The sequence below is a fragment of the Butyrivibrio sp. genome (genome assembly GCF_024699075.1).
Genome location: NZ_JAILQF010000360.1, coordinates 1 through 2,915, shown reverse-complemented (window position 1 = coordinate 2,915; position 2,915 = coordinate 1). Strand labels below are relative to the sequence as shown.

3 protein-coding genes are annotated in these 2,915 nt (G+C 38.6%); all 3 read left to right on the top strand.

The annotated features are described in order from the left end of the window. Window positions 1-3 precede the first annotated feature (3 nt). Window positions 4-126, top strand: coding sequence for a hypothetical protein (locus tag K6G87_RS20095; protein WP_442863373.1), 123 nt, complete (start codon window positions 4-6; stop codon window positions 124-126). Between the two features lie 393 nt (window positions 127-519). Further along, window positions 520-2,160 carry an RNA-binding domain-containing protein gene (locus K6G87_RS14490; RefSeq protein ID WP_296838785.1) on the top strand — a complete coding sequence of 547 codons (1,641 nt, stop codon included), beginning with the start codon at window positions 520-522 and terminating at the stop codon, window positions 2,158-2,160. Window positions 2,161-2,198: 38 nt separating this feature from the next. Further along, window positions 2,199-2,915 (top strand): MerR family transcriptional regulator (locus K6G87_RS14485; RefSeq protein ID WP_296838782.1); only part of this gene is annotated, 717 nt, incomplete at its 3' end.

The following is a 2,915-nucleotide window of genomic DNA, read 5'->3' as shown; positions in this document are numbered from 1 at the left end:
AGTATTGAAGCGGTTATCCTGGGGTGTACGGAACTTCCTCTTCTACTGAATTCGGAAAATTGTTCTGTACCGTGCCTGGATAGCGTTGAAATACACATAAATGATTTGATCCATGAGGCTTTATAGGGGAATATCTTCCAGCTTAATGTGCTTACAGATTCTTTAACAATCTACAAAATTCTTGCATAATAATGCATATTTGAGGCAACCAGTTTTTATCTTTATGAGCATGTTTTTGTAGGAAATACGCATTGTTTTTATGTATGAGTCGATATATGATATAAGTATAAAGAAAGGCAGAAGACTTGGTGGGTTGACACCTAAAATCTGATACTTTTTTCCGGATATAGGTGCCGGAGGTTGGCAGGCAACGGAAAAACCTGATATTATCCAGACGCAGGTGCTGGAGGTTGGCAGACAACGGAAAAATCAACCACTAAATGGGAGTGTTCACTGCTGCGGCGATGGCATTCCCATTTTAAAATGTAAGATATATTTATATTGTTTGAGAGGTGAGGCATGAAAGCAAACGATATCATTAGAATGGCACATGACATAATAGATAGTTGTGCTATTGAAAATGATTATATCGAATATAAGAAGTCCGCAGATATAAAGGATGGCATATTAAAGACTGCCTGTGCTTTTTCCAATAACTATATGAATAGAGAGATTGGGCTTATTTTTGTTGGAATTGAAGAAGTGGATGACAAGGAGACTGGAGAAAAAGCTGTACCGGTCAGACCAATATCTGGAATAAAAGAATCCCTTATTGAGTCAACTGAAAATACCATAAAAGCACTGCTTGCAAATATTCATCCCAGAATTAAATACAGTCTTCACCAGGATGAAATTGATGATAAGAAGTATATTATCATAGCCGTTGAGCCAGGTCCGGATGGGCCTTATGAAACCAGTGATAAAGCAGAGAAAGATAAGAAAATTGGATTAAAGGCTGGTAGATATATCAGGGTAAGGAGAGATACGAGACTTCCAAATAAGCGCGAAGAATTCGAACTTCTCAAGAAGTTTGCTGACTTCCATTTTACATCGGAACTCAATGAGACAGCTACGCTTGATGATCTTGATTATGAATACATGAAGGAATACCTGGCCAGAACTAATGCAGCTCCAGATATTAGGGCTATGTCAAAGCTTGAAATGGCAAAGGCATTGAAGCTTATAGGAGAGAGCGAATATGGTGGCTTACGTGCCAAGAATTTTGCTGTGTTAATGTTTGCAGATAAACCAGAGCAGTTTATTCCATATGCCTATGTTGAGATTATCAGAGAAGCTGTTGGAACAGATAAGATGGAATCGAAGCGCTTTAGCGGACCAATCTGGATTCAGGCACAGCAGGTAGTTAAGTATTTTGAGGACAATATCCAGGCATCTTACACGATAAGAGATTCTCTTACTAATGCTGCACACAGAGTTTTTAACTGGCCAGCAATAATGTTTGCGGAGCTTGCTACTAATTGTATCCTTCATAAAGAGTATTCAAAAGAACAGTATGTAGGTATTTATTTGTATAAGGACCACATAAGCTTTATTAATCATAATAGGCCGGTGCCACCAGTGACAATCGAGGACATGAATGAAAAGACAGAGTTCCAGGATAGAAACTATCTCAATAAAGAGATAAAGGAGATGTTCTTTAGCCTTGATCTCATTCAGTCCTATGGTTCTGGAATTAGAAGAGCCAAAAATGCTATGGCAGATAATGGTTCACCTAAACTTGTGTTTGAACCGGTAAATGACACAGATGACTATACTATGGTGACAGCCTATATAAATGAGGAGTTTGCACGTGTCAAAGCTGAGGAAGATGGTAGAAGAGTAGAAGATCATATAAAAGCCTTGGGCAAGAGTGAGAAAAATGTCACAGAGAATGTCACAGAGAATGTCACAGAGGTTGTCACTGAACTGTTTTCAGATGTTTCGAAGAAGTATTTGAAGAACTATAAAGGTAGACAGAAAGCAACCGCTGAAAAGATATTGAATGCCATTACTTCCAATAATCATGTGACTATCGCTGAAATGGCAAAATTTGCAAGTGTAAGTGATAGAACTATTAAAAGATATTTAAAGGATATGCAAGAGTTTGGGGCTGTTGAACGAAAAGGTAGTGACACAGATGGTGAGTGGCTATTACACTAAAAAATTGATAAGTATGGAAACTATGTGAGGTCACTTACATGAAGATTGGAGAATTTGCCAAAAAGCATCAGGTAACTGTTGATACAGTCCGTCACTATATAAACGAAGGCTTGCTTACGCCACTTCGGGAGAATACACAGTATAACTTCTCTGAAATTGATGATGGGGTAATGGATACAATCCTTCTTTTGAAGAGCATGAATTTCAGGTTGGATGAAATGAAGGCATACCTGCTCGTGCAGACTATGTTTACCAGTAGTACATACAGCTATCTTGGCAGCTTTAAGACTGATTTTGAAAAGAAGCTTTTGGAAAATCAGAAAGAGATTGAGAAGCTTTTGAGGGTAAACAAGATAATTGAAGATAAGCTGTCTGAGTACAACAAAGGCTTTTCTTTCAAAAGGGGCATTGCTCTGGGATTGTTGCAAAGCCTTCAATGTTCTGAATGCGGGAACCTTCTTGACCTTGAAAAGCCGGAGCTTTCTCATAATGAAATTCTTGGTGGTGAGCTGGTTTGCCCTAAGTGCGGTAAAAGATATTACATAAGGTATGGAATTCTTTCAGATAAGCCCATAGATGATATGGAAGATCGCACAGAAGGCATATCTGAGATAGCTGAGAACTATCTTAAAAAGAACGATGAAGCCTATACTCTTACAGTCCGGGAGTTTTTTCAAAAGGTAGCCGAGGTTACCGCAGATGGCTGTAAGGATGCTCATAATATCATGATAGTTGGAGATGCCTGCGGCTTTATA